25 protein-coding genes are annotated in these 26,311 nt (G+C 67.5%); 14 read left to right on the forward strand and 11 right to left on the reverse strand.

Annotated elements, in window-relative coordinates; all coding sequences use genetic code 11:
• Positions 1-42: 42 nt before the first annotated feature.
• Positions 43-534 (reverse strand): acetolactate synthase small subunit, encoded by a 492-nt coding sequence (gene ilvN / locus AC3WR5_RS30815; RefSeq protein ID WP_141286790.1) that lies wholly within the window; start codon positions 532-534, stop codon positions 43-45.
• 199 nt (positions 535-733) lie between these two features.
• On the reverse strand, positions 734-2,557 hold the full coding sequence (locus tag AC3WR5_RS30820) for an acetolactate synthase 3 catalytic subunit (protein ID WP_492489489.1): 1,824 nt from the start codon (positions 2,555-2,557) through the stop codon (positions 734-736).
• A 256-nt stretch (positions 2,558-2,813) separates the two neighbouring features.
• Between AC3WR5_RS30820 and AC3WR5_RS30825 the strand changes: the two genes are divergently transcribed.
• The 5 genes from AC3WR5_RS30825 to AC3WR5_RS30845 all read left to right on the forward strand — a co-directional run bounded on the left by AC3WR5_RS30825 (position 2,814) and on the right by AC3WR5_RS30845 (position 6,021).
• Positions 2,814-3,380 (forward strand): RNA polymerase sigma factor, encoded by a 567-nt coding sequence (locus tag AC3WR5_RS30825; protein WP_141286788.1) that lies wholly within the window; start codon positions 2,814-2,816, stop codon positions 3,378-3,380.
• Entirely contained in the window at positions 3,377-3,856 is a 480-nt protein-coding gene (locus tag AC3WR5_RS30830) for a DUF3619 family protein (RefSeq protein WP_492489491.1), read from the forward strand. Before AC3WR5_RS30825 ends, AC3WR5_RS30830 begins: the two co-directional genes overlap by 4 nt.
• Positions 3,857-3,981: 125 nt before the next feature.
• On the forward strand, positions 3,982-4,758 hold the full coding sequence (locus AC3WR5_RS30835) for a DUF3106 domain-containing protein (RefSeq protein ID WP_231013123.1): 777 nt from the start codon (positions 3,982-3,984) through the stop codon (positions 4,756-4,758).
• 47 nt (positions 4,759-4,805) lie between these two features.
• Positions 4,806-5,390: an RDD family protein gene (locus AC3WR5_RS30840; protein ID WP_492489493.1), complete on the forward strand. Its 585-nt coding sequence runs from the start codon at positions 4,806-4,808 to the stop codon at positions 5,388-5,390.
• A gap of 31 nt (positions 5,391-5,421) precedes the next feature.
• Complete coding sequence (locus AC3WR5_RS30845) at positions 5,422-6,021, forward strand: LOG family protein (protein WP_141285630.1); 600 nt, start codon at positions 5,422-5,424, stop codon at positions 6,019-6,021.
• A 33-nt stretch (positions 6,022-6,054) separates the two neighbouring features.
• Here AC3WR5_RS30845 and AC3WR5_RS30850 read toward each other — a convergent pair whose 3' ends face one another.
• Positions 6,055-6,393, reverse strand: a complete 339-nt coding sequence (locus AC3WR5_RS30850) for a P-II family nitrogen regulator (protein WP_141285632.1) — start codon at positions 6,391-6,393, stop codon at positions 6,055-6,057.
• 184 nt (positions 6,394-6,577) lie between these two features.
• On the opposite strand from AC3WR5_RS30850, the gene AC3WR5_RS30855 reads away from it, so the two are divergent.
• The gene (locus tag AC3WR5_RS30855) at positions 6,578-7,756 is read left to right on the forward strand and encodes a GNAT family N-acetyltransferase (protein WP_492489495.1); all 1,179 of its coding nucleotides are present in this window, start codon (positions 6,578-6,580) and stop codon (positions 7,754-7,756) included.
• Here AC3WR5_RS30855 and AC3WR5_RS30860 read toward each other — a convergent pair.
• The 4 genes from AC3WR5_RS30860 to ppa form a co-directional block, all read right to left on the reverse strand.
• The gene (locus tag AC3WR5_RS30860; protein WP_492489497.1) at positions 7,725-8,153 is read right to left on the reverse strand and encodes a low affinity iron permease family protein; all 429 of its coding nucleotides are present in this window, start codon (positions 8,151-8,153) and stop codon (positions 7,725-7,727) included. The two genes, AC3WR5_RS30855 and AC3WR5_RS30860, sit on opposite strands and share 32 nt — an antisense overlap.
• A 53-nt stretch (positions 8,154-8,206) precedes the next feature.
• Complete coding sequence (locus tag AC3WR5_RS30865) at positions 8,207-9,514, reverse strand: zinc-binding metallopeptidase family protein (protein ID WP_492489610.1); 1,308 nt, start codon at positions 9,512-9,514, stop codon at positions 8,207-8,209.
• A 116-nt stretch (positions 9,515-9,630) separates the two neighbouring features.
• Positions 9,631-12,423: a M16 family metallopeptidase gene (locus AC3WR5_RS30870; protein ID WP_492489499.1), complete on the reverse strand. Its 2,793-nt coding sequence runs from the start codon at positions 12,421-12,423 to the stop codon at positions 9,631-9,633.
• A gap of 169 nt (positions 12,424-12,592) precedes the next feature.
• Complete coding sequence (gene ppa / locus AC3WR5_RS30875; protein WP_492489500.1) at positions 12,593-13,132, reverse strand: inorganic diphosphatase; 540 nt, start codon at positions 13,130-13,132, stop codon at positions 12,593-12,595.
• A 348-nt stretch (positions 13,133-13,480) separates the two neighbouring features.
• Between ppa and AC3WR5_RS30880 the strand changes: the two genes are divergently transcribed.
• From AC3WR5_RS30880 to AC3WR5_RS30900, 5 genes are all read left to right on the forward strand, one after another.
• Entirely contained in the window at positions 13,481-15,526 is a 2,046-nt protein-coding gene (locus AC3WR5_RS30880) for a sodium-translocating pyrophosphatase (RefSeq protein WP_492489502.1), read from the forward strand.
• Between the two features lie 82 nt (positions 15,527-15,608).
• A complete protein-coding gene (gene aat, locus AC3WR5_RS30885) occupies positions 15,609-16,409 on the forward strand; it encodes a leucyl/phenylalanyl-tRNA--protein transferase (protein WP_492489504.1) in 801 nt (266 codons plus the stop codon).
• A complete protein-coding gene (locus AC3WR5_RS30890; protein WP_141285647.1) occupies positions 16,406-17,146 on the forward strand; it encodes an arginyltransferase in 741 nt (246 codons plus the stop codon). Before aat ends, AC3WR5_RS30890 begins: the two co-directional genes overlap by 4 nt.
• 203 nt (positions 17,147-17,349) lie before the next feature.
• Positions 17,350-18,114, forward strand: coding sequence for a head GIN domain-containing protein (locus AC3WR5_RS30895; protein WP_492489506.1), 765 nt, complete (start codon positions 17,350-17,352; stop codon positions 18,112-18,114).
• Between the two features lie 108 nt (positions 18,115-18,222).
• Positions 18,223-19,962 (forward strand): DUF885 family protein, encoded by a 1,740-nt coding sequence (locus AC3WR5_RS30900; protein ID WP_492489508.1) that lies wholly within the window; start codon positions 18,223-18,225, stop codon positions 19,960-19,962.
• 86 nt (positions 19,963-20,048) lie between these two features.
• Here AC3WR5_RS30900 and AC3WR5_RS30905 read toward each other — a convergent pair whose 3' ends face one another.
• From AC3WR5_RS30905 to AC3WR5_RS30915, 3 genes are all read right to left on the reverse strand, one after another.
• Positions 20,049-21,593: a methyl-accepting chemotaxis protein gene (locus tag AC3WR5_RS30905; RefSeq protein ID WP_492489510.1), complete on the reverse strand. Its 1,545-nt coding sequence runs from the start codon at positions 21,591-21,593 to the stop codon at positions 20,049-20,051.
• Positions 21,594-21,816: 223 nt separating this feature from the next.
• Positions 21,817-22,266 carry a type II toxin-antitoxin system VapC family toxin gene (locus AC3WR5_RS30910; protein ID WP_492489512.1) on the reverse strand — a complete coding sequence of 150 codons (450 nt, stop codon included), beginning with the start codon at positions 22,264-22,266 and terminating at the stop codon, positions 21,817-21,819.
• Positions 22,263-22,598, reverse strand: coding sequence for a type II toxin-antitoxin system Phd/YefM family antitoxin (locus AC3WR5_RS30915; protein ID WP_141285658.1), 336 nt, complete (start codon positions 22,596-22,598; stop codon positions 22,263-22,265). The genes AC3WR5_RS30910 and AC3WR5_RS30915 overlap by 4 nt, the downstream gene beginning before the upstream one ends.
• Before the next feature lie 318 nt (positions 22,599-22,916).
• Here AC3WR5_RS30915 and AC3WR5_RS30920 point away from each other — a divergent pair, with 318 nt between their 5' ends.
• Positions 22,917-23,963: a hypothetical protein gene (locus tag AC3WR5_RS30920; RefSeq protein WP_492489514.1), complete on the forward strand. Its 1,047-nt coding sequence runs from the start codon at positions 22,917-22,919 to the stop codon at positions 23,961-23,963.
• Positions 23,964-23,970: 7 nt separating this feature from the next.
• On the opposite strand, the gene AC3WR5_RS30925 is transcribed toward AC3WR5_RS30920, so the two are convergent.
• Positions 23,971-24,642 (reverse strand): HAD-IA family hydrolase, encoded by a 672-nt coding sequence (locus AC3WR5_RS30925; RefSeq protein WP_492489516.1) that lies wholly within the window; start codon positions 24,640-24,642, stop codon positions 23,971-23,973.
• A gap of 192 nt (positions 24,643-24,834) precedes the next feature.
• Between AC3WR5_RS30925 and AC3WR5_RS30930 the strand changes: the two genes are divergently transcribed.
• Positions 24,835-25,743, forward strand: coding sequence for a tetratricopeptide repeat protein (locus AC3WR5_RS30930; RefSeq protein WP_492489518.1), 909 nt, complete (start codon positions 24,835-24,837; stop codon positions 25,741-25,743).
• A gap of 45 nt (positions 25,744-25,788) precedes the next feature.
• Complete coding sequence (locus tag AC3WR5_RS30935) at positions 25,789-26,295, forward strand: endonuclease V (RefSeq protein WP_492489519.1); 507 nt, start codon at positions 25,789-25,791, stop codon at positions 26,293-26,295.
• Positions 26,296-26,311 lie beyond the last annotated feature (16 nt).

Below are 26,311 nucleotides of genomic sequence, written 5' to 3' on the forward strand. Positions count from 1 at the left end.
GCCCCCTTGAGGGGGAGCGCCGAAGGCGCTCGGGGGTGGGGGTCAAACTCTGAGGATGCGCTCGCCGCGGCCAATGCCGCTGGAGCCGGTGCGAACCGTCTCCAGGATCGCGGTGCGGTCCAGGCCTTCGATGAAGGCATCCAGCTTGCCGGCATCGCCGGTCAGCTCGATGGTGTAGCTCTTCTCGGTCACGTCGATGATGCGGCCGCGGAAGATGTCGGCCATGCGCTTCATCTCTTCGCGCTCCTTGCCGACGGCGCGCACCTTGATCAGCATCAGTTCACGCTCGGTGTACTGACCTTCGGTGAGGTCGACCACCTTGACCACGTCGACCAGTCGGTTCAGGTGCTTGGTGATCTGCTCAATCACCTCGTCCGAGCCGGTCGTGACGATGGTCATGCGCGACAGCGACGGGTCTTCCGTCGGGGCGACGGTAAGGCTCTCGATGTTGTAGCCGCGGGCGGAGAACAAGGCCACCACGCGCGACAAGGCGCCGGGCTCGTTTTCGAGCAGCACGGCGATGATGTGTTTCATTGCGGATCTCCTGACGCGCTCTTCAGCCAGCCGGCGGTAACCGGAAGGCCTTGGCCACGTCTGTCGAATCGTTGAGAAAAGTTGGTCCGACCAAAGGCCGAACCGGAGGTACCGAGATCAGGTCCGGGACGTCACCGTCATTCGGCAGGTCGCGGCGAATGCTGCGGTAACAGCACCCGTCCGGCCCGCCTCGTGCCAGTCACAAGTCCTCGGAGCCCAGCAGCATCTCGGAAATGCCCTTGCCCGTCTGCACCATCGGCCAGACGTTTTCGGTCGGGTCGGTGCGCACGTCCAGGAACACGGTGCGGTCCTTCAGCCGGATCAGCTCCTTCAGCGCCGGCTCCACCTCGGAAGGCTTCTCGATCTTGATGCCGACATGGCCATAGGCCTCGGCCAGCTTCACGAAGTCCGGCAGCGCGTCCATGTAGCTGTGCGAGTAGCGGCCTTCGTAGTCCAGTTCCTGCCACTGCCGCACCATGCCCAGGTAGCGGTTGTTCAGCGAGATCACCTTGACCGGCGTCTTGTACTGCTGGCAGGTCGAGAGTTCCTGGATGTTCATCTGGATCGAGCCTTCGCCGGTGATGCAGAACACGTCCGCATTCGGCTTGGCCAGCTTGATGCCCATCGCATACGGCAGGCCCACGCCCATCGTGCCCAGGCCGCCGGAGTTGATCCAGCGGCGCGGCTCGTCGAAGCGGTAGTACTGCGCAGCCCACATCTGGTGCTGGCCGACATCGGAGGTCACGTAGCAGTCGGTGCCGCGGGTCATTTCCCACAGCGCCTCGACCACCTGCTGCGGCTTGATCACGTCCGGACTGCGGCGGTAGGCCAGGCATTCCTTGCGGCGCCATTCATTGATCTGGCTCCACCACTGGGAGATCACCGAGGTATCGGGCTTTTGCTGCGCTTCGCGGATCTGGGCGATCAGTTCCTGCAGCACGTCCTTGACGTCACCGACGATCGGGATGTCGACCTTGACGCGCTTGGAGATCGACGAGGGGTCGATGTCGATGTGGATGATCTTGCGCTCGACCGAGGCGAAGTGCTTCGGGTTGCCGATCACCCGGTCGTCGAAACGCGCACCCACCGCCAGCAGGACGTCGCAGTTCTGCATCGTCATGTTGGCTTCGTAGGTGCCGTGCATGCCCAGCATGCCGAGGAACTTCGGGTCGGACGCCGAGGTGGCGCCCAGGCCCATCAGCGTGTTGGTCACCGGGTAGCCCAGCAGGTCGCACAGCTGGCGCAACTCGGCCGTGGCCTCGCCCAGGATCACGCCGCCGCCGGTGTAGATGTACGGGCGGCGCGCCTGCAGCAGCAGTTGCACCGCCTTGCGGATCTGGCCGCCATGACCCTTCTTGACCGGGTTGTAGGACCGCATTTCCACCTGCTCGGGGTAGTGGAAAGGCGCGGTCTTCAGCGAAACGTCCTTCGGGATGTCCACCACGACCGGGCCGGGACGGCCGGTGCGGGCGATGTGGAATGCCTTTTTGAGCGTCAGCGCCAGGTCGCGCACGTCCTTCACCAGGAAGTTGTGCTTGACGATGGGCCGGGTGATGCCGACGGTGTCGCATTCCTGGAAGGCGTCCAGGCCGATGGCAGGCGTGGGCACCTGCCCGGTGATGATCACCATCGGGATCGAGTCCATGTAGGCGGTGGCGATGCCGGTCACGGCATTCGTCACACCCGGACCCGAGGTCACCAGCGCCACGCCCACATCGCCAGTGGCGCGGGCATAGCCATCCGCCGCGTGAACGGCCGCCTGTTCATGGCGCACCAGCACGTGCTGGATGGTGTCTTGCTGGTACAGCGCGTCGTAGATGTAGAGCACAGACCCGCCAGGGTAGCCCCACATGTACTTGACGTTCTCGGCCTGCAGGCAGCGCACGAGAATCTGCGACCCATTCAGTTCCTTGCCAGGAGCAGCAGAGGAAGGGGCAGCAAAAGAGGAGGAGGTAGAGGAAGAATTCTGGGCGCGACCCTCGGCAGGGGCGCCACGCTTGACTTCCGCGGCAGACACGTTCATTTCGAACCTCTGTGAATTTCTCTGACGAAAAACCTTCGGTGCCCCTCCTCGCATCCTCGTGAGACGGATTTGGGACCTGCGCGATCAACAATTGCTGCACCCGCGGTCGGGGCAGCCTGAGACCAAGTCGCACCAAGTGCGAAGGCGCATTATTGCACTGTTGAAGCGGCGCTCACCCGGCAACCCCGGGGAAGACAAGGTGCAGTGACATAATCCCACGTCCTCAGACGGGTGCCCCAGCACGCCCTCCGCAGCCTTGGCCTCCGACAAAGAACTCTCAGATTTCCTCAAGAGCGTCGAAAAGCGCGCCTTCAAGCGCACGGTCTATACCGTGCGAGATGAAGACGCTGCGTTGGACATCGTGCAGGACGCCATGATCCGGCTGGCCGAGAAATACGCCGACCGTCCGCCCGCCGAATTGCCGCTGGTGTTCCAGCGCATCCTGTCCAACGCCACGATGGACTGGTTCCGCCGCCGCAAGGTGCGCAGTGCGGTGATGACCAACATGTCGGACTTCGAGGGCCACGGCGAAGACGGCGATTTCGACCTGCTCGAAATGCTGGAAACCGTCGAGGGCAGCCTGGGCTCGGAAAGCGCCGCCGACACCGTCGGCAGGGAACAGATCTTGCACCAGATCGAGCTGGAAGTCGCGCAGTTGCCAGGCCGTCAACGAGAGGCCTTCCTGTTGCGTTACTGGGAGGAAATGGACGTCGCGGAAACCGCGAGCGTGATGGGTTGCTCCGAAGGGAGCGTGAAAACCCACTGCTCGCGCGCCGTGCATGCACTGGCCAAATCTTTGAAAGCCAAGGGAATAACGCTGTGAAGACCCCTTCTTCCCGCCCTGCCGAACAGCACCGCGAGAGCGCTGGCATTGAAGCCCGCTTCGGGCTGCGTGTCACCGCGGCGCTCAGCGAGCGTGCACAAGGCACGCCGGCACATGACATCGACACCCGCTTGCGTTTCGCCCGCGAGCAGGCACTGGCGCGCGCCATGGCCAGCCGCAAGCTGCAGACGCAAGCTCAAACGCAAGCCGCCAGCACCACGGTGCTGGTCGGCAAGTCCACCCGCGGTGGCGCAGGCCTGCTGGGCAGCCACTCGCCCTGGCTGTTCCGCTTTGCGTCGGCCCTGCCGCTGGTGCTGCTGTTGGCGGGCGTGGTGCAGATCGACAGCTGGCATGACCGTGCACAGGTCGTGGCCACGGCCGACCTTGACACCGCCTTGCTGACGGACGACCTGCCGCCCGACGCCTACAGCGACCCCGGCTTTGCCGAGTTCGTGAAGGCCAACCGGCACAACTGACAGCCGGCGCCGTCCGGCTGCCGCGCCTGTGCAGTTGCCGATGGCCTCGGCCCGTGCGCCCAGCTTGCCCTGTCTTTTCGCCATTTTTTTCGAACCCCGCTGAGCAGTTCCAAGCCGAGATGCCCGTGACCCACCCCGCCTCCCCGAACCGGCCTTTGTGGCGCGCTGCGCTGCTGGCCGCCCTGTTGTGCCTGTCGCCTTGGGTGGTGCAGGCGCAGCCGGACGAGGGCAGCAGCAGTGGCGGCCCGAGCTGGAACAGCCTGAGCAGTTCGCAGCGCAACGTGCTGGCGCCGCTGGGCAAGAACTGGAACCAGCTGCCGGCCGAAAACCGCGCCAAGTGGATGGAAGTCGCCTCGCGCTTCCCGAAGATGTCGCCCCAGCAGCAAGAACGCATCCAGCAGCGAATGGGCGAATGGTCGAACATGAGCCCGCAGCAGCGCAGTGCCGCGCGACAGAACTACCAGCAATCCAAGCAGATTTCCCCCGGCGACAGGCGTGCCAACTGGGAGGCCTACCAGGCTTTGCCCAGCGAGGAACGCGAAGCGCTGGCTGCACGCCGCTCGGCTGCCGGCAACCCGCCCACCGCGCCCGCCGCCACCGGCGCTCGGTCACTGCGCATGGCCCCGGTGGACGCGCAGGTGCCGAAGTCCAACATCGTCAATGCGCGGCCGGATGGCCCTACGCAGCACCCGATCAGCCCGTCCACCGTGCAGGGCAGCACCGGCGGCGCGACCACTTCGCTGGTCACGCGCAGCCCTGCGCCGCCGGCTCACCAGCAGGTGGGCCAGCCCAAGATCAACACCCGGCCGGACCAGGTCGACCGCGCCACGCTGCTGCCCAAGCGCGGACCCGGTGGGGGCCCACAGCGCGGCCGAAACGGCGGCAATGGCGACGGCCGCTAAACTGCGGCGACCCGCGGCCACCCCTGGCCGAAGCCCAGCCCGCCGCCGTGACCCCTCCTGCTCCCCCCTCCCCCGTTTCCTCGCTGCCCGAGCCCGCAGTAACAGCCACGCTGCAGACACCTTCGGTGATGCGCCGGCTGGCCGCCTTCACCTATGAAGGCGTGCTGCTGTTCGGCGTGCTGATGCTGGCGGGCTGGCTGTACTCGACCCTGACGCAGATGAAGGACGCCCGCATCGGCGTAACCGGGCTGCAGTTGTTCCTGCTGGTGGTGTTGGCCATCTACTTCGTCTGGTTCTGGAGCCATGGCGGCCAGACCGTGGCGATGCGGGCCTGGCACGTCCGGCTGGTCGACGGCCAGGGCCGTCCGGTCGGCCAAACCCGGGCACTGGGACGTTTCGTGCTCGCCTGGCTGTGGTTTGCACCGGCCCTGGCCACGGCGCACTTCGCCGGACTGCATGGCCCGGCGATCTTCGGCGTGCTGCTGGCGGGCGTGCTGGGCTATGCGGCACTCGCCCGGCTGCATCCGCAGCGCCAGTTCTGGCATGACGCAGTCTGCGGCACGCGGCTCATCACCTGGCGGCCCCAGCGGCCGGTCGCCAAGGCCAAGGCAACATCTTCTTCAACAGCCTGAGCAGCGGCGGCCCTGCGGTACGCTTGAGGCCATGACGACTGTCGCCACCCGCCCGTTTTCAGTTTGCGTCTACTGCGGCTCGCGCCACGGCAGTGACCCGGCGTTCACCGAAGCCGCCCGCACACTGGGCCGCCTGATTGCCGAACGCGGCTGGCGGCTGGTCTATGGCGGCGGCCGCGTGGGCCTGATGGGCGAAGTGGCGGACGCCGCGCTGGCGGCCGGTGGCTCGGTGCTGGGTGTCATCCCGCAGCGGCTGGAGGCCCGCGAGGTCGGCCACACCGGGCTGACCGAACTGGTCGTCGTGCCCACCATGCATGCCCGCAAGCAGGCCATGGCGGAAGCGGCCGATGCCTTCATCGCGCTGCCCGGCGGCCTGGGCACGCTGGAAGAGTTGTTCGAAGTCTGGACCTGGCGCCACCTGGGCTACCACGACCAGCCCATCGGCCTTTTGAACGTGGGCGGCTTCTACGACCTGCTGCTGGGCTTTCTTCAGCAGACCGAAGCCAGCGGCTTTGTCGATGCCGGCCAGCAGGCGCTGCTGCAGGTACAGGCCGATCCGCAGGCCCTGCTGAGTCAGATCGCCGCAGCCAGTGTCATCAGCACGCGGCGCGAAGACTTCAGCCGCATCTGAGACCTGCGCCAGCGGGGCGCGGCAGGCGCGGTGTCAAACCGCCGATTCGTCGGTCTCGCCGGTGCGGATGCGCACGACCTGCTCGATCGCCGTGACGAAGATCTTGCCGTCGCCGATCTTGCCGGTCTTGGCTGCCTTGACGATGGCCTCGATGCTGCGATCGACATCCACGTCCTTGACCACCACCTCGACCTTGACCTTGGGCAGGAAGTCGACCACGTACTCGGCGCCACGGTACAGCTCGGTGTGGCCCTTCTGGCGGCCAAAACCCTTGACCTCGGTGACGGTCAGCCCCGACACGCCCACCTCGGCCAAGGCTTCCCGAACCTCTTCGAGCTTGAACGGTTTGATGATGGCGGTGATCTGCTTCATGACCTTCTCCATGGTGCCGACGCCGAATGGCGAATGCTGGGCTTGATTTAAGCATGGAACCCTGCGCGCGAGGCCGGCGGGTGACCCGCAGGGAATAGGACTTACGCCTAAGATCCTGGGCACATGTTCTTGCTCTTCCCGCCCAAGCCAGCCTGCGGAGGCACCCGCCCGAATGAGCGCCCGGATGAATGACTACACGCTGGCGATCCACACCGATCCTGCCGAACTCGATGCCCCCGCCTGGGACGCCTTGCTGGCCCGCCAGGCCCAGCCCACGCCGTTCATGCGCCATGCCTACCTGGCAGCGCTGCAGCAGTCCGGCAGCGCCACCGAAGCCAGCGGCTGGGCGCCGCTGTGGCTGGGGCTGTCGCGCGGTGGCGAACTGGTCGGTGCCACCATCGCCTTCCTGAAGAGCCATTCGTATGGCGAGTACGTCTTCGACTGGGCCTGGGCCGACGCCTACCAGCGCCACGGGCTGGACTACTACCCCAAGCTGCTGACGGCCGTGCCCTTCACCCCCGTGCCCGGCAGCCGGCTGCTGGCGGCCGACGCACCGGCACGCAAGGCGCTGCTGGCCGCATTGCGCCAGCTGGCCCAAGCGCAGCAGCTGTCCTCCGCCCATTTGCTGTTCCTGGACGCGGACGAACAGGCCGCCGCCCGCGCCGCCGGCTGGATGCTGCGCAGCGGCGTGCAGTTCCACTGGGAAAACCGCTGCGGGCCAGACGGGCCGTTTGCCGACTTCGCCGAATTCCTGGCCAGCCTGCAGCGCGAGAAGCGCAAGAAGATCCAGCAGGAGCGTCGCCGCGTGGCCGAGGCGGGCGTCTCGTTCCGCACGCTGGAAGGCGCGCAGATCACCGAAGCCGACTGGGACTTCTTCTACCGCTGCTACCAGCAGACCTACGCCGAGCACCACTCCACGCCCTACCTGACGCGCGACTTCTTCCGCCGCATGGCCACGACCATGTCGTCGCACTGGCTGCTTTTCATCGCCGAGCGCGAAGGCCAGCCGATTGCCGCGTCGCTGCTGGCCATCGACCGCGCCAGCCGCAGCGCCTGGGGCCGCTACTGGGGCGCGGTGGTGCATGTGCCGCAGCTGCACTTCGAGGCCTGCTACTACCAGCCGCTGCAGTGGTGCATTGCCCAGGGCTTTGCGCGCTTCGAGGGCGGCGCGCAGGGCGAACACAAGATGGCACGCGGGCTGCTGCCGGTGGCCACCGCCTCGGCGCACTGGCTGGCGCACCCTCAATTCTCGGCGGCGGTGGAAGACTTCCTGGCCCGCGAGACCGAAGGCATGGGCGCCTACATGGACGAGTTGCGCGAGCGCGACCCGTTCAAGGCTCCTCGTCCAGTTGCTCCTGAATGATCTCGGCGCTGTCCTTGCCGGCTTGCACGCCGCGGCGCGCCTTCTGCGCCAGCAGGATGTAGGTCTCGCGCAGCCGGTCCAGCTCGGCCTCGTCCAGCTGTTCCAGGTCGATCATCGCGTTGTTGGCCTCCTTGACGGCGCGGATCAACTCGTCGAGCTTGATCTGCATCGCCTCGCCGTCGCGGTTCTGCGTGTTCTGAATCAGGAACACCATCAGGAAGGTGACGATGGTGGTGCTGGTGTTGATGATCAGCTGCCAGGTGTCGCTGAAGCCGAACATCGGCCCGCACAAGGCCCAAAGCACGATGATCGTGACCGCGCTGACAAAAGTCAGCGGCTGGCCGGCTGCCCGCGAAGTCTTGTTGGCGAAGTGCTGGAAGACGGTGGAGAGGCTCATGGCAATGCATGCGCTGCAAGCAGCGCCCAGGTGAACAACAGGAAGGGACGGGCTCAGCCTGCAAGTGCTGCTTGCGGCCGCGCCCCGATTGTCGCGGCCGGCACAGCCGCCGCAGGCGCAGGCGGCGGCGGCGGCTCGCCACCCTGCACCACCAGGTGGATGAATTGCAGCTTGGCCACGGCCAGGTGCGGCAGCACGAAGGGGTAGAAGTCGTGCTGGCCCATGCTGCGCGACATCTCGTTGATCACCGCTGTCAGCTCCACCCACGCATTCAGGAAGCCGAGGAAAGCCTCGGCCCCCGGATGCGCCGGCTGCCACAGCGACTCCTGCGTCCACGGGTCGGCTTCCAGCTCGACCTCGTCGGCGTCGATGCCGAAGCTCAAGGCGGTGTCCACCGTGTCCACCATGTGCAGGTAGTGGGCCCAGGTCTCGGCCCAGTCTTCCCACGGATGGGTGCTGGCATAGGCGCTGACAAAGCGCTGCGGCCAGTCCGCCGGCGGGCCTTGCTCGTAGTTGGCCTTCAGCGCGGCCGCGTAGTCCAGCCGCTCGTCGCCAAACAGTGCGCGAAAGTGCGGCAGCCAGCCGCTGCCGTCCACCAGCAGGTCCCAGTAGTAATGGCCGATCTCGTGGCGGAAGTGGCCCAGCAGCGTGCGGTAAGGCTCGCGCATCTCCGCACGCACCTGCTCGCGCCGCACGTCGTCGGCCTCGTCGATGTTCAGCGTGATCACGCCGTGGTCATGCCCGGTCATCACCGGCGGACCGTCCGGCGCGCGGCCCAGGAAGTCGAAGGCAATGCCGAGGTCCGGATCCTCGGTCTTGGGCACCACCGGCAGGCCAAGCGCGATCAGCTGCGAGACCAGGCGCCGCTTGGCCAGTTCCACATGCGCCCAGCGCCCCTGGTTCTCCGGCTGAGACAGGTCGGGAATCGTGCGGTTCAGCCGGCATGCGGCGCACATCATCGGCGGCGGCACCTGGGGTTCGGCGTCGGCGGATTCGGCTTCGGGATGCGCGACGACAGGCAACGCAGGCGCAAGTTCCTGCGCGGCACCTGGCGACGCTTCGGCCGCAGGCGACGCCTGCATCGGCAGCAACCAGTTGCAGCCCGCGGCCGAGCGGAAGTTGGCGCAGCGCCGGTACAGCGTGGACTGTTCGTCGACACCAAAGCGGCGCCAGGCGATGCCGTCTTCCGTCAGCGCCAGCGGCAGCACCTGCGCGCAGGCCGGGTCATAGCCCAGCGGGGTGTGGCAGTACAGGCACTCGCTGTTGCGGAAAAAGACCGGCCGGCCGCATTGGCAGCGGTAGGCGCGCCGGGTGGTTGGCCGCTTGAACGGCTTCCAGGCGTTTTTCAGCCTGTCGGTCATGCTGTCGAAATGCGTGGCCATGGTGGTGCTCCTCATCACGAGGATGCTGCCCGCTGCCGGCCACGCGCCTTGTCAGCCGCCGCCGCTTTCTGGCGGCGGCCGACGGCGCCTCGTCCTCACTGCCCCTTGAAGTCCCCGGCCACGCCGAGCAAGAGGCGTTCGGCCTGAACATGGCGGCGCCAGACCTCGCTGACCTGCGCGGCCGTGACGCCGGCAATCGCCTTGTCCAGCGCCTCGGACTGGGCCTGGGTGCGGCCCAGGTAGAGATTGCTGGCCAGGCCGGCTGCCAGCGCGCCATCCTGGGCACGCGCCAGGCGGCGCGCGTTCAGCAGGCCTTGCTGGGCCTGGGCCACCTCGGCGGCGCTGAAGCCCTCGGCCAGCGCGCGGTCGAACTCCTGCTTGAAGGCGGCCTCCACCTTGGCGCGGTTCTGCGGCGCAAAGATCGCAAAGCCGTAGAAGGTCGAGTTGGCGTTCAGCGGGTCCAGCGCCAGGCCGCTGCCCACGCTGTAGCTCAGCCCTTCGGCCTCACGGATGTGCTTCCACAGCCGCGAGTTGCCGCCCTGGCCGAAGATGAAGTTGGCCACGCGCAGCGCCGCTTCATCGGCATCGCCGTCCTTGACCGGCAGCGACAGCAAGGCGTAGAGCGAAGCGTTCTGCTTGTCCGGCGTCTCGAAGACCATGCGCTCGCCCTTGCGCGGCACCAGCGGGTCCGGCACGCGCTGGAAGGCCTGCTGCGCCTGCCAGCCGCCCAGCGCCTTCTCCAGCGCCGCCTTCACCGCAACCTCGTCCATCGCGCCGACCGCGGCGAACTCGGCGTTGCCCGCGCCAACGAAACGCTGGTGAAAGGCCTTCACCTGTGCCAGCGTCAGCGCGCGCAGGTCTTCGGCCTGCTCGTCGAAGCTCTCGCTGTAGCGCACGTCGCCCCGCGGATACGGGTTGCCACGGCGCGACAGCTCGGTGCTGAGGATGGCCTGAGGCTCCTTGCGCTGGCTTTCCAGGCTGGCCAGGCTTTGCTGGCGCAGCTCCTCCAGCGCCGCGGCCGGGAAGGCCGGCTGGCGCAACAGCTCGCCCATCAGCGCGATCACCGCGGGCAGGTTGTCCTTGGGCGAGACGATGCGCGCCTGCAACCGGGTCGGCCCGCCGCTGAAGGCCAGTTCGGCCTTCAGCGCGGTCAGGCGGTCCTGGATCTGCTGGCGGCTCAGCGTGGCGCTGCCCTTGTCCAGCAGCGCGGCCATCATCTCGGCCGCGTCGGACTGACCCTTCAACGAGGCCTCGTCGCCCAGGTGCAGCGCCAGCGTGGCGTTGACCAGATCACCGCGCGTGCCCTTGGGCAGCAGCGCGAGCTTCAGGCCGGGGGCGATCTGGCTGTAGTGCGTGCGGGCCTCGATGTTGGCCGGCGTGGCGTCAAAGGCCTCGGCCTGCGGCAGCTCGGCCACCGGGTGGTAGTCCTTGAACTGGTCCGCCACGGCAACGGCCTGCGGTGCCGGCGGGCGCTGCGGGTGATCGTCGGGCAGGTAAATGCCCAGCGTGCGGTTGTCGCGCAACAGGCGCTGGGCGCCCACGCGGTTGATGTCCGCCAGCGTCACCGCCTTGATGCGGTCGCGCTGCAGGAAGAACATGCGCCAATCGCCCAGCGCCACGCTTTCCGACAAGGCCACGCCCACGCTCTCCGGGTTCGCGAAGCGCAGCTCCCAGCTCTTCAGCCAGCGGCCGCGGGCACGCTCCAGTTCCTCAGCGGTGACGGGTTCCGTGCCCACCGATTCCAGCGTCGCCAGCAGCTTGTCGCGTGTCGGCTCCCAGGCCTGGCCAGGCGAGAGCTTGGCCTGGAACTCGATGAAGCCCGGGTCGAACAGCTGGGCCATGTCGAACTCCACCGCTGCAGCCAGGCCGGTCGTCACCAGGCGCTGGTGCAGCCGGCCGCCGGGCACGTCGCCCATCACCGAGCCCAGCAGCGTCATGGCCGCGCTGTCCGGGTGCGCGCCGGGCATCACCGGGTAGGCCGCATTCAGAAGCGGCGTGCCGCCCTGGCGGCGCAGCACCACGCTGCGCTCGCCTTCCTGCACCGGGTCCAGCGTGTACAGCTTGGGCAGCACCCGCGTCGGCTTGGGCGTCTTGGCAAAAGCCTGCTGTATCCAGGCCAAGGTTTGCTTGGCGTCGAACTTGCCGGCGACGATCAGCGTCGCGTTGTCCGGCTGGTAGTACTGGCGATAGAAGGCCTGCAGGCGGGGAATGTCGACGTTCTCCACGTCCGTCCGGGCGCCAATCGTGCTCTTGCCGTAGTTGTGCCACTCGTACATGGCGGACACCACCTTCTGCTCCAGGATGCTGGACGGATCGTTCTCGCTGCGCTCCATCTCGTTGCGCACCACCGTCATTTCGGTGTCCAGGTCCTTGCGGGCGATGAAGCTGTTGACCATCGCGTCGGCCTGCCAGTCCAGGAACCAGCGCAGCGTGTCGTCATTGGCGGTGAAGCTGGCGAAGTAGTTGGTGCGGTCCAGCCAGGTGCTGCCATTGGCCCGCAGCCCGCGCTTGCTGAATTCGGCCCACACGGCGGGGTGCGTCGGCGTGCCCTTGAACATCAGGTGTTCCAGCAAATGCGCCATGCCGGTCTCGCCGTAGTTCTCCTGGCGCGAGCCGACGTGGTAGGTCAGGTTCACCGTGGTGGTCGGCTTGGCATCGTCGGGGGCCAGCAGCACCTGCAAGCCGTTGGGCAGGCGGAATTCGGTGATGCCTTCGACCTTGGTCACAGGGACCAGTGGCCCGGCGACCGCAGCGGCGACCGCGGCCTTGGGGGCCGGTGCAGGCGCCGCCGCCTGAGCGCCGGCCGCAGCCAGCAAGGTGACACAGGCCCAGGCCAGGGCCGAAGGTGTGAAGGAACGCAGTGAACGCAGGGAAAGGCGACGCGACATCGACAGGAATCTCCAGATGCAGGCAGGGCAGCGCGCTGCGGACACGAAAAAGCCGCCTCGGGGGCGGCTCTGTCTGCTGTGCCCACGCCTGCCTGCCGCGGTTGGCGGCCGGCGGGCATGCGCGCCCGAAGCGGGCGACGTTACCTCAGCCCGGTAAAGGCTTGGGCCATCAGGCCTTCTGCGCGTCGACCCATTGCTTCTGGCCGTGCACGATCTCGGCCTTGGCGGCTTCCGGACCTTCCCAGCCCTGGACCTTCACCCACTTGTTCGGTTCCAGGTCCTTGTAGTGCTCGAAGAAGTGCTGGATGGCCTTCAGGCGCATCTGGTTGATGTCCTCCGGCTTTTGCCAGTGGGTGTAGATCGGCAGCACCTTGTCGATGGGCACGGCCAGCAGCTTGGCGTCGCCGCCGGCTTCGTCTTCCATCTTCAGCACGCCGATGGGCCGGCAGGTGACGACCACGCCAGGCGTCAGCGGGTACGGGGTGATGACCAGCACGTCCACCGGGTCGCCGTCGTCCGACAGCGTCTGCGGCACGTAGCCGTAGTTGCACGGGTAGTGCATCGCGGTGGTCATGAAGCGGTCGACAAAGATCGCGCCGGTTTCCTTGTCCACTTCGTACTTGATCGGATCGGCGTTCATCGGGATCTCGATGATCACGTTGAACTGGTCGGGCGCCTTGGCACCAGCGGTCACTTTCTGCAGGCTCATGATTTGTCTCGAAGGGAGTGGGGAAATTCGGCGGTTGAAGCAGTGCCCAACGCTCGGCGGGATAACCCGTATTCTAAGGAGCCGACTTGCCCGCCCCTGACGGACACCGGCTTTCGCAGGCGCTGGGTACCACCGCAGGTAAACACCATGCCGGCCCGCCGCCCTTCCCCTTAGCATCGCCCGGCGACCCGGGATGTGTCCCGACGCGGGCCTCGAACCCGGGCGCAGATCCTCAATGTTGGTGCGTGCCCCCAGGGCCGGGCTACGCCCAGCCCGCCCCCCGCGGGGGGGTCAGAAAACTTGGGGCGGCCCGGCGTTTTCTTGGTCTGAGAGCGGAAGGAGACTTGGATGTCCAACACCGTGGCGCTTCACATAGCGCTGGCCTGTGGCCTGCTGGCCGTGATCTACGGGTTTGTCCAGCGAGGCTGGATCCTCAGACAGGACGCCGGCAACCCGCGCATGCAGGAGATCGCCGCCGCGGTGCAGCAAGGTGCCGCCGCCTACCTGGCAAGGCAGTACAAGACGATTGCCGTCGTCGGCGTGGTGCTGGCCATCCTGATCGCCATCTTCCTCGGGCCGCTTACAGCGGGCGGCTTCGTCGTCGGCGCGGTGCTCTCGGGCGCCTGCGGCTTCATCGGCATGAACGTCTCGGTGCGGGCCAATGTGCGCACCGCGCAGGCCGCCACGCTGGGCATCGGCCCGGCCCTCAAAGTCGCCTTCCGCGGCGGCGCCATCACCGGCATGCTGGTGGTCGGCCTGGGGCTGCTGGGCGTGGGCATCTTCCTGATGGTCATCACCGGCAACCTGACCACCGCCCCGGACCTGCTCAGCGCCACACTCAAGCCGCTGCTGGGCCTGGCCTTCGGCTCCTCGCTGATCTCGATATTCGCGCGGCTGGGCGGCGGCATCTTCACCAAGGGCGCGGACGTGGGCGCCGACCTGGTCGGCAAGGTCGAGGCCGGCATCCCGGAGGACGACCCGCGCAACCCGGCGGTGATCGCCGACAACGTGGGTGACAACGTCGGCGACTGCGCCGGCATGGCGGCCGACCTGTTCGAAACCTACGCGGTGACGCTGATCGCCACCATGTCGCTGGGCGCGCTGGTGGTGGCCACGGCCCCGATGGCCGCTGTCGTCTACCCGCTGCTGCTGGGCGGCGTGTCCATCGTTGCCTCCATCATCGGCTGCAGCGTGGTCAAGGCCTCGCCCGGCATGAAGAACGTGATGCCGGCGCTGTACCGCGGGCTGGCCGTGGCCGGCATCCTGTCGCTGGTGGCGTTCTACTTCGTCACCACCATGTTCATGCCGGCCGACGCGCTGGGCGCCAACACCCACATGCGCCTGTTCGGCGCCTGCGCGGTGGGCCTGGTGCTGACCGCCGCGCTGGTCTGGATCACCGAGTTCTACACCGGCACGCAGTACAAGCCGGTGCAGCACATCGCGCAAGCCTCCACCACCGGCCACGGCACCAACATCATTGCCGGCCTGGGCGTGTCCATGCGCTCCACCGCCTGGCCGGTGTTCTTCGTCTGCCTGGCCATCCTGTTCGCCTACCAGCTGGCGGGGTTGTACGGCATTGCCACCGCCGCAACCTCCATGCTGAGCATGGCCGGCATCGTCGTCGCGCTGGACGCCTACGGCCCGATCACCGACAACGCCGGCGGCATTGCCGAGATGGCCGACATGCCCGAAAGCGTGCGCGCGGTGACCGACCCGCTGGACGCCGTGGGCAACACCACCAAGGCCGTCACCAAGGGCTACGCCATCGGCTCGGCCGGCCTGGCCGCGCTGGTGCTGTTCGCCGACTACACCCACTCGCTGGAAGGCCGCGGCCTGCATGTGAGCTTCGACCTCAGCGACCCGCGGGTCATCGTCGGCCTGTTCATCGGCGGGCTGATTCCCTACCTGTTCGGCGCGATGGCCATGGAAGCCGTGGGCCGCGCAGCGGGTGCGGTGGTCGTCGAGGTGCGGCGGCAGTTCAAGGAGATCAAGGGCATCATGGAAGGCACGGCCAAGCCGGAATACGGCCGCGCGGTGGACATGCTGACGACTGCGGCGATCAAGGAAATGATCGTGCCTTCGCTGCTGCCGGTGGTCGTGCCGGTCGTCGTCGGCATGGCGCTGGGCCCGGCCGCCCTGGGCGGACTGCTGATGGGCACCATCGTCACCGGTCTGTTCGTCGCCATTTCGATGTGCACCGGCGGCGGCGCTTGGGACAACGCCAAGAAGTACATCGAGGACGGCCACCATGGCGGCAAGGGCAGCGAGGCGCACAAGGCCGCCGTCACCGGCGACACCGTGGGCGACCCGTACAAGGACACCGCCGGCCCGGCCATCAACCCGCTGATCAAGATCATCAACATCGTCGCACTGTTGATCGTCCCGTTACTTTGATCTCCGTGATGAGTGCCTGACATCACGCCAGGCCCGTCCCTGGGCGCGACGCCGGCCCCGGTCGGCGCTATCCTGGGCGCCGATGCAGATCACCTGGCTGACCGACGACATGCCGTTTCCTTCCACCGCGCTAGCGCTGGGGGAAGACAGCGACGCCCCTGGCCTCTTGGCCGCGGGCGGCGGGCTGTCGCCGGAGCGGCTGTGCGAGGCCTACCGCCACGGCATCTTTCCCTGGTATGCCCCCGGCCAGCCAGTGCTGTGGTGGAGCACCAGCCCGCGCATGGTGCTGCCAGCGGCAGAGTTCAAGCTTTCGCGCTCACTGCGCAAGACGCTGCAGCGCTTTGTCGCCACGCCGAGTTGCGAAATCCGTTTCGACCATGACTTCCGGGCGGTCATACAGGCCTGCGCGACCACCCCGCGAGACGGCCAGCCCGGCACCTGGATCGTGCCCGAGATGATCGAGGCCTACGTCCGGCTGCACCGCCTGGGCGTGGCCCACAGCGTCGAGACCTGGATCGACGGCCGGCTGGTCGGCGGGCTCTACTGCCTGAACCTGGGCCGCATGGTGTACGGCGAATCGATGTTTGCCCACCGCACCGACGCTTCCAAGATCGCGCTGGCCGCGCTGGTCGCTTTCTGCCGCGCCGAGCAGGTCCGTCTGATCGACTGCCAGCAGGACACCAGCCACCTGGCCAGCCTGGGCGCGCGGCCGGTGCCGCGGGCCGAGTTCGAAGCCCATCTCGCCGCCACCGTGGCGGCACCCGAGCCGCCGCGCTGGGCCTATGATCCGCAGCATTGGCGCCTGCTGGGACTGGCCGAACCGTCGGCCAGGGAGCCGTCGCCCCCCTCCGGCCTCGCCGCGCCTGCCTCTCCCGCACCGTGACGCATCCGAAAGAGCTCCCGTTCACGTCGCTGCAGTTCTATGCAACGGCACCTTACGACTGCAGCTACCTGCCCGACCGGCAGGCCCGCTCGCAGGTGGCCACCCCCGGCCACCTGATCCACGCCGAGACCTACTCCGCGCTGGTCGCCAACGGCTTCCGGCGCAGCGGCCTGTTCACCTACCGGCCCTACTGCGATAGTTGCCGCGCCTGCCAGCCCATGCGCGTGCCGGTGGCCAGCTTCGTTCCCACGCGCAGCCAGCGCCGCGCCTGGGCGCGCCACGGCCACCTGCAAAGCCGGGTGCTGCGGCTGGGTTTCGTGGCCGAGCACTACGAGCTGTACCTGCGCTACCAGGCCGGCCGGCACGCCGGTGGCGGCATGGACCAGGACAGCGTGGACCAGTACACCCAGTTCCTGCTGCAAAGCCGCGTCAACTCGCGCATGATCGAATTCCGCGAGCCCAACCTCGACGGCAAGGGCCCCGGCCTGCTGCGCATGGTCTCCATCGTCGACATCCTGTCCGACGGCCTGTCGGCCGTCTACACCTTCTACGACCCGGACGAGAAAGCCAGCTACGGCACCTATGGCGTGATGTGGCAGATCGAGCAGACCAGGCAGCTCAAGCTGCGCCATGTCTACCTGGGCTACTGGATCGCCGAGAGCCCGAAGATGGCCTACAAGGTGCAGTTCAAGCCCTACCAGCTGCTGCAGGACGGCGTCTGGCAGGACGCGGACTGACTCGCACGGGCCGGGCGCTGCAACCGGTGCCGTGCAGGCCGCCGTGCAGTTCGTCGTCGCCATGCCACGCTTCGTCCCCCGGCACCGGCGGCCTGTCGCAAGCCGGTCCGGCGCTCGCCGGCGTCACCTAGCATGCCGGGCATCGCAGCGGCACGGCATGTGCCGCCGCGCACCATCCACGTCTTGATGAAGGAGCCCACCCCATGACCTCCCGCCGCTTCCTGCTTTCGCTTTCCGCCGCGACCGCTGCAGGCCTGCCACTGTCGCTGTTGGCACCCGCCACCGCGCACGCCATCGACATCAGCTTCGGCAACAGCACCAAGGTCCAGGGCTCGGGCAAGATGGTCGATGAAGTGCGCAACGTCGGCGGCTTCACCCGGCTGCGGCTGGAAGGCAGCATGAACGTGGTCGCCAAGCCTGGCGCGAGCCAGAAGGTCACCGTGCATGCGGACGACAACATCCTGCCGCTGATCGTCACCTCGGTGGAAGGCGACACGCTGGTCCTGACCTACAAGCCCCACACCAGCATCAGCACCAACGGCGTGACCCGCATCACCGTCGAGTTCACCCAGCTCACCGCTGTGGACTCCCGCGGCAGCGGCGACGTCAGCATCGAAGCCATCAAGGGCGACAAGTTCCAACTCAACCTGGCCGGCTCCGGCGACGTGAAGCTGCGCAATGCCGAGCTCGGCAAGCTGAGCACCAACCTCGCGGGCTCGGGTGACGTTTCACTGCAAGGCCGCGCCGCGGACTTCGACGTCAACATCGCCGGCTCCGGCGACGTCAACGCCCTCGACCTGCAAGCCCGCAACGTCAAGGCCAACATCGCCGGCAGCGGCGACGCCCGGGTCAACGCCAGCGACACGCTGAACGGCCAGATCGTCGGCTCCGGCGACATCAGCTACGCCGGCAACCCCAAGGTCAGCCGCAGCGTGGTGGGTTCGGGCGAAGTTCGCCCGGCAAAGTAGGCAATGCCCATGAGACGGCCCCGGGCGCTGGGCTGACTCATCTCGCGGCAGGCGCGGGCGCCGCGGCTTCGGCTATCGTGCGCGGCGCATCTCCACTGTGCTCACGCCATGCCGAACCTTTCCGCGTCTCCTTCCTGGCTGCTCGCTGCAGCGCTTTCCGCTTTCGCGGCTGCCCCGGTCCACGCGAGGCCCGCCGATTCGGCGCCCGCAGCCGCAACGGTAGTCGCCGCGCCGCGCATCAGCAAGATCCAGATCCCCGGCGACCCGCGCTTTGTTGCCGTCGCCCGCGACGTGCTGCTGGTGCAAGCCGCCTACACGCCGGACTTCGCGTCCCAGTCCGGCCTGGTGGACGACGCCTTGCGCCTGCCCTCCTTCGCGCCGCAACACATCGCGGCGCTGACCAAGCGCCTGCGAGCGGACATGGCCCGGCTGCGCGCCCTGCCCTGGCGCCAGTGGCCGGTGGACCAGCAGATCGACCTGCGCTGGGTGTATGCCAATGCCGAGCGCATGGACCGCGAGCTCAACGTCGAGCGCCTGTACCTGCACCGCCCGGGCGCCTGGCTGGAAACCACGGCCAACAGCTACCTGGCCATCCTCACCTACGCGCCAGGCCGCAGTGACGCGCTGAGCGCCATCGCCGGGCAAATCCCCGCGCTGGTCCGCGAAATGAGCGCGCTGTGCCGGCCCACGCAGGTGGACGCCGAGGTTGCCCAAGGCCTGCTGGACGGCATGATCGCGATGTTCAAGGCCAGGCCAGTGCCACAGGGCGACGCGGCCATCGCCGCGCTCAGCGCCTACCGCCGCGAGCTGGAACGCAGCCACCTCGACCAGCCCTATGCCGTCATTGGGGCCGAGAACTACGCCTGGCGCCTGAAGCACGCCAGCCTGCTGCCCTGGGACCCGGCCGCGCTGCTGGCACTGGCCGAGCAGAAGCTGGCCACGGCCGACGCAGAGATGGCCAAGCTCAAGCCGCAGTTGCCACCGCCCGGGCCGCTGCCGCCCGAGCTGAAGCAGCAGGCCACCGCGCTCAACCAGGCCGCCATCCTGGCGCTGCACGACCAGATCCAGCTGCAGAACCTGGCCGCCATACAGGCGGCCGGCTTTGTCACCGTGCCGGCGGGCGTGGGCCCCGTGCGCACCCGCGTCACACCTGACGCGATGGTGCCGCTGACCGGCGACGGCGGCAGCATGAACCCGCCACCACCGTTCATCGACGACAACGTCGGTTGGTGGAACATCGGCCACTTCAACCCCGCCATGTCGCAGGAAGAGCGCGAGCGCAATGTGCGCGGCCTGGTGCTGTTCAAGGAGACCGGCATGGGGCCGTATGCGGTACACGAAGGCGTGCCCGGCCATCACCTGCAGCTCAGCATTGCCCGGCTGAACCCGAATCCGCTGCGCAACCTGTTCCAGGATGCCGTGCAGAACGAAGGCTGGGCCCTGTATGCCGAGCAGGAAATGTGGGAGCAAGGCGGCCTGGGCAACTCGCTGGCCGCGCAATACAACGTGCTGCGCAGCGATCGCTTCCGCATCCGCCGCGTGGTCTACGACGTCAACATCGAAACCGGCAAATGGCCGCTGCAGCAAAGCGCCGACTGGAAAGACGAAGCCCAGCCCGGCAAGGGCGAGATCGACCCCGAGCTCAAGCGCAGCGTCAACTGGCCGGCCCAGCTGATCTGCTACTTCGCCGGCAAGCAGCAGATCCTTGCGCTCAAGGCCGACTACAAGAAGAAGATGGGCGCGCAGTACTCGGAGCGCCGCTTCCACGACGAACTGCTGGCCATGGGCTCCATCCCCTACGTCTTCGCCCGCGCCAAGATGCTGGGCGAGCCGGTGCCCGGCTTCTGACCGGAAAGCAAAACGGGCCGGGGCAGTTCAACTGCCACCCGGCCCGCTGAGCGCCATGCAACATGCGCTCTGTGGAAACAAGCCGCTCAGCGCAGCTTGAACTGAGCGACCACGCCGGCCAGGCTGCCGGCCTGCTCGCGCAGGCTTTCGGCGGCCGCGGCCGACTGTTCCACCAGCGCCGCGTTCTGCTGCGTCATCTGGTCCAGCTGCGTCACCGAGGTGTTGACCTGGCCAATGCCCTCGCTCTGCTCGCGCGCGGCGGCGGTGATCTCGCCAATGATGTCGGTCACCCGCTTCACGCTGGCGACGATGTCGTTCATCGTGCTGCCCGCGTCCTGCACCAGGCGCGAGCCGGCTTCCACCCGGTCCACGCTGCTGCCGATCAAAGCCTTGATCTCGCGCGCCGCCTCGGCCGAGCGCTGCGCCAGCGAACGCACTTCGCTCGCCACCACTGCAAAACCGCGGCCCTGCTCACCGGCACGCGCAGCCTCCACCGCGGCATTCAGCGCCAGGATGTTGGTCTGGAAGGCAATGCCATCGATGGTGCCGATGATGTCGGCAATCTTGCGCGAGCTGTGCTGGATATCGTCCATCGTGGACACCACCTGCGCCACCACCGCGCCACCGCGCTGGGCCACTTCGGCGGCGGACGTGGCGAGCTGGTTGGCCGTGTAGGCCGACTCGGCCGACTGCTTCACCGTGCCGGTCAGCTGTTCCATCGAGCTGGCCGTCTGCTGCAGGTTGGAAGCCGTCTGCTCGGTGCGCATGCTCAGGTCGGCATTGCCGGTGGCAATCTCGGTCGACGCCGTGCCGATGCTGTCGGTCGACGCCCGCACATTGCCCACCACCCGCGCCAGCTCGCCGTTCATGTGCTGCAGCGCGCGCATCAGCTCGCCAAACTCGTCGCCACGGCGGTCATCAATCTGCTGCGTCAGGTCACCCGCCGCAATCGCCTGAGACACCTCGATGGCGCGCCGCAGCGGCAGCCGGATCGACCCCACCAGCCGGTGGATCGCAAACAGCGACAGCAGGCCCACCACCAGGGCGCCAATGCTGCCTTCCACGACGATGCGCCGCTGGACGGCATCCGCATCCGCCAGCGCCTGCTCGCCCTTCTTGCGCTGCAGGTCAACGAACTGCTCGATGCTGGCCAGGTAGGTCAGCGTTGCCGGCGCGTACTCGGCCTTGAGCATCGCGGCAACGCCTTCCTTGTCGCCCGCAGCGCCCAGGTCACCTGTCTTCTTGCTTGCCGCCACCAGCGCCTTGCCGTTGGCGCCAATCGTCTTCAGCAAAGCCTGGTCTTCCGGCGTCTGCGCCTGCTTGGCCAGGCCTTCGCGCAGCTTGGCGATGCGCGGTGCGTCATTCGCCAGGTTGTCCTTGAACAGCTCACGCAAGGCCGGGTCACCACTCACCGAAACAGCCATGCCCCGCGCCACCGCTGCCTCGGTCAAGCCCTTCCACAGCACCGACTTGGCGATCATGTCGTGGGTGTCGGCCAGCGCCGCCACGGAAGCCCGCCGCACCTGCTCGGCGCGCCAAAGCGTCAGCCCCGCAATCGACAGCACGGCCACCAGCAGCAGCAGAATCGTCGCCCACAACTTGCGCGACACGGAGACATTGTTCAAGTTCATCGCCTACATCCTTGTTTGGTACCGCACGGCACACAGCCGTCGGCATGCCAGGTATCGACATTGCACCGTGCCGCTGCATGGGTCCAAACCCCGACAAGCGAGGCCAAATCCGCACATCTGCAAAGCCTGGCGCGTCGTGCGACGACCGAGACACGGGGTTCGTCAACAAGGGGACGGAAACGGCTGCTACATCACCTTCACGTGACGCGCATTTCCCGACGGATCAGTTGCTGAACCAGTTCACCCAGCGCAGACCCGGCACATCGGCGAAGTCCTTGGCGTTGCGGGTGACCAGCGTGCAGCCCTGCGCAATGGCCACAGATGCGATCTGCGCGTCTGCAAACGGCAGCACCCTGCCACGGGCCGCGCTTTCAGCGCGCAGCTGTGCATGGATCATGGCTGCCGCCTCGTCGTACGGCAGCTTGGGCAGCGTGCCGCAGACCCGTTGCAGAAAGGCCAGCAGCCTGGCCTTGCGCGCACCTTCCGGCAAGCGCAGCAAGCCGTAGTTCAGTTCATGCCAGACAGGTGCCGGCAGCCCCAGCTCCGATTGGTGTTGCTGGAACAGTCGCTCGACCTGCGGCTCCGGATGAGACCGGGCCAGTTCCGAGATGACGTTGGCATCGAGCAGCCAAAGAATGGCTGGGGACGGCTCACGGCTCAGCGCCACAGTCATGCGCCTTCGGCCTTGCCCAAGCCCGCGTCAGCCGGCCATTCGAATGGTGCACGGCCACCGTTCTCGTCCGCCTCGCGAAGATTCGCAAACGGGTCGTCCGCATGATCTTGCTGAGCGAGCTCGGCTGCGTGTTCACTGCGCCACGCCTGCAGCGCTGCCCAGGGGCCCGGCGCGACGTCACCAGTGGTCAGCCGGCGGTACTGCGCCACCGACATCAAGACCCCGGCCGGCTCACCCCGCCGCGAGATGTAGATCGGCTCCTCGCGCACCTCCAGCTCACGCAAGGTTTCGGCCAGATGTGCGCGAATTTCGCTGTAGGGAATGCTGTCCATCGGGCGCTCTCCTGAATACGTACAACTCAATTGTACGACTCAAGGCAAAGGCGCTTTCCCGCCCGTGATCCTCACAATCGCGGCGCCAACGCCAAGATGTTCCCTCGCTGTCCTTGGAGCAGGCCGCCCTCGCGCCGCCCGCGGTAGGGGCACCTTGAGAGCTGCGTTCGCCTGGTATGTTGCAGTCCTCCGCCCGTCCACCGGGCCTGGGACGGGCCTACCCGGCCGCTGTCCCTCAGAAGGAGGATTGCCCGCGGGCGACCGGCGGACCACCATCGCCCCGCTGCGCGGCTGTCCCGCGCCGGGAGAACCGCCCCCATGTCCACACCTTTGACCCACGGCCAGCGCATTGGCCTGGCCAGCCTGATCTACGCCGTGCTGGTGGCCTGCATGATGGCGGTGGTCTGGAAGAGCGGGCTGCAGCCCGGCCAGGCGAAGCCCCGCGTCAACGAGATGCTGTCGTTCGAGCGGCTGCCGTCGCCCTCGTGCGACGAGATCGAGACCGGCAAGCTGGTGCTGAAGGTCGAAGGCATGGACACCGGCCTGCGCGCGGTGGGCTGCCAGGACGGGCCCAAGCCGGTCGCCACATTCTGGTTCCACCACGGCGACAACAAGCTGCCCGCCGAGGCCGACCAGGCCGTGTGGACCGTGATCCTCGGCCAGCCGCTGAGCGCAGTGAAAGACGGCCGCACGCTGGGCTACGAGCTGGTGCAGACCAACGAGGACGGCAAGACCGCCCACCTCTCGCCCCGCGGCCGGCAATTCAGCTTCGCCATCTTCGCCTGGTGGTCACCGGTGGCCTTCGCCATCGTGGCCTACGTCTGGGCGCTGCTGATCTACCTTGCCCGCTTCTCCGCCCTGCTGCGCGACGGCGCGGTGCCCGGCACGCCGCTGGCCAAGCGCACCTTCAGCCTGGCCAAGACACAGATGGCCTGGTGGTTCGCCATCGTCTTCGCGTCGTTTGTCTTCCTCTGGCTGGTGACCGGCGAGATGCCGGTGATCAGCGGCCAGGCGCTTTCACTGATGGGCATCGCCAGCGCCACCACGCTGGCCTCGGTCGGCGTCTCGGCCGACCGCAAGGCCGACGCCGGCAACTCCGGCGTGTTCTTCCATGACCTGCTGAGCGATGCCAACGGCCTGACCATCCACCGGCTGCAGATGCTGGTGATGACGGTCGCCCTCGGCCTGATGTTCCTGATCCACGTTGGCACCCGGCTGACCATGCCGGAGCTGGACCCGTCCATCCTCACGCTGATGGGCCTGAGCGCCGGCACCTACGTGGGCCTGAAACTGCCGGAGGCGCAGCAAGGATCCACTCCGCCGCCGAGCCCGCCGCCACCCGCTGTGGATGGCCAGCCGGGCTGAGCGCCCGTCAGCCTTCGTTCACGGCCTGCAGCAGCAGCGAGCCGTCCTCGTCCACCGCCACGCTCAGCTGGCTGTAGCCGCCCACCACTGGGTGCGGCGTCTGCATCGGCGTGGCGTGCGTGGTGCCAATCACCATCACCGAGGCGCCCGCCGCCTCCGCTGCCGCAATGCCTGCCGGCGCATCTTCCCAGACCAGGCAGTCACTCGCCGCCACCCCCAGCAGCTTTGCCGCCTGCAGAAAACAGTCCGGGGCCGGCTTGCCATTGGCCACGTCATCCCCGGTGACGATCACCGCCGGCAGCGGCAGCCCCGCGGCTCGCACCCGGCGCAAAGCCAGCGCCCGCGGCGCCGAAGTCACCAGCGCCCAGCGATCAGGCGGCAATGCGGCCAGGAACGCCTGCGCGCCGGGAATCTCGATCAGCCCAACCACATCGTCCAGTTCCGCCTGCAGGATGGCCTCGGCCTCCAGGTCCACGTCCATGCCCGGCGTCTGCCAGTCCCGCACCGTGTCGATGGCGCGCCGGCCGTGCAGCGTGTGCCCCACTGCCACCGGATCCAGCCCATGCTTCAAGGCCCACTGGCCCCACACGCGGTTGACCACCGCAATGCTGTTGAGCAGCGTGCCGTCCATGTCGAACAGAAAGGCAGCGAACTTGGTTTGCGTCAGTGTCGAAATCACCCAGGGCATCCGATGCGTGGAAAGCTGGGATCTTAGAGGCAGGAACCTCGGGCGGCTCCGCACCGGTGCGCCTCTGGCCATGCTCAACTCGCCTGCGACGCACAACAGCGCAACCACTCGCGCCAAGCGCCACTCTGGTAGAAACCGGCCTGCCACTCCTTCAGCCACCCGCCAACACCCCACCTCAGCCCCATGACCGAAGCTGACAAACAACTTGCCGAAGACCTGCACGAACAAGCCACCGAACTGGAGGACGACGATGCCAAGCTGGCCATGTACCAGCGCGTGCTGGCGCTGAACCCAAACAGACCGGAGACGCTCTACAACATCGGGCTGATCCACAAGTACCGCAGCGAGTGGGCCTTGTCGGAAGACTTCAATCAGCGCGCGGTGGCGCTGGCACCGGACGACGAGGCAGCGAACTGGAACCTGGCGATCGCCGCAACAGCGCAAGGCCATTGGCACGTGGCGCGCAGCACCTGGCAAAGGCTGGGAATGAAGATCGCGCCGGGTGAAGGGCCGATCGACGACGATTTCGGCATGACCCCGGTACGGCTGAACCCGGACGGCGAAGCCGAGGTCGTCTGGGGGCGTCGCATCGACCCAGTTCGCGTGCGCATTGGCAACATCCCGTTTCCCGACTCCGGCTTCCGGGCCGGTGATGTGGTGCTGCACGACGGTGCCGCGGTGGGCTACCGGGAACACCAGGGGCGCGAGTGCCCGGTGTTCAATGTGCTGATGTTGATGCAACCCTCATCTGAAGCCACCTATGAGCTGCGGCTGCGGGCCACCCGGCCCGAGGCGCTGGAGGCAGTCGAGCAGCAGTTGGACGAAGCTGGCTTCAGCTGTGAAGACTGGTCTGCCAACATCCAGGTGCTCTGCAAGGCATGCAGCGAAGGTCGGCCGCATGAAAAGCACGAGGCGCACGGCGGACAACAAGGCGCCGCGCAAGCACCCGCCGCACGGCGCAGAGATGAAGCTTCGTTCGGCGTGTCGGCGGTTCCGAGCGATGATTTGGCCGAGCGAATCAAGCGCTACCTCCCGTCGGGCGTGGTGATGGAAAGCCTCACGCTGAGGCTCGCCCCACCCGCCAGCCACTGAGCGCCCCAGCGGACAATGCCGGCGAAACCAACAGGTGCGCACCTCATGAAACTCGCAGTGGATGTTCACCTTGACGGCACCGGTGGCCAGGCCGCAGCCGTGGCGTTTGACGAATGGGGTGCGGCCGAAGCGGAGCGTACCTTCGTGACTCGCGTGGCGGCGCTGGACAAGCCGGCGAAAGGCGAGCCGGACTTGCGCGAGCTGCACGCCATCCTGGAACTGCTGCGCCAGCATGCGCTGCAGCCCGAGGTGATCCTGATCGACGGCTTTGTGTTCCTGGACGCGCAGGACACGCCTGGCCTGGGCCAGCGGCTTTACCAGGCGCTGGGCGGGCGGGCGGCGGTGGTCGGGCTGTCGAAGACGGCCATGGCCGACACGCCAGCGCAGTTCGAGCTGTACCGCGAGGAAGAGGCCAGGCCGCTGATCATCACCAGCGTGGGGCTGGACCTCGGTTCGGCCAAGGCGCGGGTGCGGGCCATGCACGGCAGGCGCCGCGTGCCCACGCTGATGAAGCTGGTGGCCAGGCTGGCCAAGGGCAGCGCGGAAGCTTGAAGCTGCGCGCCCTCGG

The sequence above is a fragment of the Ideonella sp. FW305-24 genome (assembly GCF_058788035.1).